Origin of the sequence: Bordetella petrii (genome assembly GCF_020991325.1) — a bacterium.
Lineage (GTDB): Bacteria > Pseudomonadota > Gammaproteobacteria > Burkholderiales > Burkholderiaceae_B > Bordetella_A > Bordetella_A petrii_E.
In genome coordinates this window covers 1-2,969 of record NZ_JAJMLX010000404.1, presented here as the reverse complement: position 1 = coordinate 2,969, position 2,969 = coordinate 1, and the positions used below count along the sequence as shown (strand labels likewise).

Below are 2,969 nucleotides of genomic sequence, written 5' to 3'. Positions count from 1 at the left end.
CCCTATGCTCCGGGCGCCACCACCGACCAGATCGCCCGGGCAGTGGCGGACCACATGAGCCGCGACCTGGGGCAGCCTTCAGGTTGGCGCCCTGGGCCACCACGCCAATGGGGGGCAGATTGTGCCCGCGCAGCGCTTGCAGCAGGGCCGGCCAGTCGATGGGGTCTTCCACCCGGCTGGCGTCGACCACCACGGGTTCGTTTTCAAAGAAGCTGCCCGCGTCGGCCATGCGTTGGTCCAGCGCGGCGGACAGGCGGGCGAGATCGGCGCTGTGCAGCACCACGCGAATGGCATACAGCGTGGCGCTCTTGAAATCCAGGGCGAGGGAATCGGTAGTCATGGGCAAACAGGAATCAGGCCGTGGCCCAGGAATCGCGCAGCGTGACGATGCGGTTGAGCACCGGCGCCTCGGGAGTGGAGTCTTTGCTGTCCACGGTGAAGTAGCCCAGCCGCTCGAACTGCCAGCTGGCCCCCGGTTCGGCCACCGTATTGGGTTCGAGCCAGGCGTCGACGGTATGGCGCGAATCGGGGTTCAGGCAGGCCAGGAAGTCTTTGTCGCCGGCATCGGGATGCGGGTCGGAGAACAGGCGGTCGTACAGGTGCACGCGGGCGGGAATGGCGTGCGCCGCGCTGACCCAGGTGATATTGCCCTTGACCTTGACGCTGTCGGCGCCGGGGGTGCCGCTTTTGGTGTCGGGCAGGTATTCGGCCTGTACCTCGGTAATGCGGCCCGTGTCGTCTTTGGTGAAACCGGTACAGCGCACCACGTAGCCGTACTTCAGCCGCACCATGTTGCCGGGGAACAGGCGGAAGTACTTCTTGGGAGCTTCTTCGCGGAAATCGTCGCGTTCGATCCAGAGTTCGCGCGAAAACGGGAATTCGCGCTTGCCGGCCGCCGGGTCGTGCGGGTTGCGCGGCGCCGAGCAGGCCTCTTCCTGGCCGGCCGGGTAATTGGTGATGACCAGCCTCAGCGGGTCCAGCACGGCCACGGAACGCGGCGCGCGGGGGTCGAGGTCGTCGCGCACGGCCTGTTCGAGCAGGCTGTAGTCGATGCGCGAATCGGACTTGGACACCGCAGTGCGGTCGCAGAACAGCCGGATGGCCGAGGCCGTGTAGCCGCGCCGGCGCAGGCCGAACAGGGTGGGCATGCGGGGGTCGTCCCAGCCGTCGACATGGCCTTCGCGCACCAGTTGCAACAGCTTGCGCTTGCTGGTAACCACGTAGCTGAGGTTCAGGCGCGCGAATTCGTACTGGCGCGGCAGCGGCCGGGCCAGCTTGCCCAGTTCGGCCAGCCGGGCCAGGATCCAGTCGTAGAACGGGCGCTGGTCTTCGAATTCCAGCGTGCAGATGCTGTGGGTGATGCCTTCCAGGGCGTCTTCCACCGGGTGCGCCCAGCTGTACATGGGATAGATGCACCATTGGTCGCCGGTGCGGTGGTGGCTGGCGTGGCGCACCCGGTACATGACCGGGTCGCGCAGGTTGATGTTGGGCGATCCCATGTCGATCTTGGCGCGCAGCACCAGGCTGCCGTCGGGATGCTTGCCGTCGCGCATTTCGGCCAGCAGGGCCAGCGATTCGGCCGCCGGGCGGTCGCGCCAGGGCGAGTTCACGCCCGGTTCGGTCAGGGTGCCGCGGTTCTGGCGGATCTGCTCGGGCGATTGTTCGTCGACGTAGGCGTAGCCGGCCTCGGCCAGCGCCTGGGCGAACTCGTACATGAAGCCGAAGTAGTCGCTGGCGAAATACAGGTTCTCGTTGCCGTCGGCCTTCCAGTCGAAGCCCAGCCAGTGCACGGCATCGATGATGGCGTCCACGTATTCCTGGTCTTCTTTTTCCGGGTTGGTGTCGTCGAAGCGCAGGTGGCACACGCCGCCGTAGTCGCGCGCCAGGCCGAAATTCACACAGATGCTCTTGGCATGGCCGATGTGCAAGTAGCCGTTGGGCTCGGGCGGGAAGCGGGTGCGGATGCGCGCCGGATCGGGGGCGCCCTGCGACTGTACGGACGCCGGGCCGGGGGCGCCCGCCCAGCGCTTGCCCTGGAATCGGTCGGCCTGCAGGTCATCTTCGATGATATTGCGCAGGAAATTGGTAGCGGCAGGCGTCGTCGGGGCGATGGTCATGCTGGAGGATGGGGTAAAGGCAGCGGCAAAGCGTCAATTTTGCCACGTCCGCACGGGGACCTGTTTTATTCGCTTTCCCCACGGTGCGGAAACAGGCTCTACACTACCGGCCATCATGGATATCGTCCCCCTATTATTGGCGCGTGCGCAGTTCACCGCCAGCCTCAGCTTCCTGGCCGTGTTCATGGCCCTGGCCCTGGCCCTGGCCTGGCTGCTGCTGTTCTTCAAGGTCCGGGCCCACAGAACCGGCCAGCCGGGCTGGACGGCCGCCTACCGGTTCTGGGTGCGCATTTTCGCCCTGTCTTTCGTGGTGACGCTGGCGTCCGCGCTGCCCGCGCTCATCCAGATGGGCAGCCTGTGGCCGGGCCTGATGGACAAAATCGGCAATGTGGCCGGCCCGCTCATCGGGTTTGGCGTGCTGTCGGTGTTCATCCTGAAATCCTGCTTCCTGGGGGTGATGCTGTTCGGCCAGCGGCGGGTGTCCGACGCGGCCCATACGCTGGCGGTGTTCATGGTGGCGGTGGGGCAGGGGGCAGCGCTGTTCTGGGTGCTGGCCCTGCAATCGTGGGTGCAGACGCCCGCCGGCGCCACCCTGATCGACGCCCGCTACCAGGTGTACGACTGGTATGCCGTCATCTTCAATCCGTCCATGGGCTGGAACCTGGGGCTGATGGCGCTGTGGTCGGCCCTGGCCGCCGCTTTCCTGATACTGGGGGTGACGGCGCTGCAGGCCCTGCGCCGCCCGCTCGACGACGGCGAACGCTGCGCCTTCAAGACCGCCCTGGTGGTGGCCACGGCCGCGTCGCTGCTGCAGGCGCCGGTACTGGATGGCGCCGCGCGCGTCATGGCCGA

The 2,969-nt window shown here is 66.8% G+C and carries 2 protein-coding genes and 1 pseudogene; 1 reads left to right on the top strand and 2 read right to left on the bottom strand.

What is annotated here, in order from left to right; genetic code table 11:
• A pseudogene (locus LPZ50_RS23700) lies at positions 1-340 on the bottom strand (hypothetical protein); the annotation flags it as partial.
• Positions 341-353: 13 nt separating this feature from the next.
• Positions 354-2,117, bottom strand: coding sequence for a glutamine--tRNA ligase/YqeY domain fusion protein (locus LPZ50_RS23695; protein ID WP_230665307.1), 1,764 nt, complete (start codon positions 2,115-2,117; stop codon positions 354-356).
• Between the two features lie 115 nt (positions 2,118-2,232).
• On the opposite strand from LPZ50_RS23695, the gene LPZ50_RS23690 reads away from it, so the two are divergent.
• On the top strand, positions 2,233-2,969 hold a 737-nt coding region (locus LPZ50_RS23690), incomplete at its 3' end, for a cytochrome ubiquinol oxidase subunit I (RefSeq protein ID WP_230665306.1).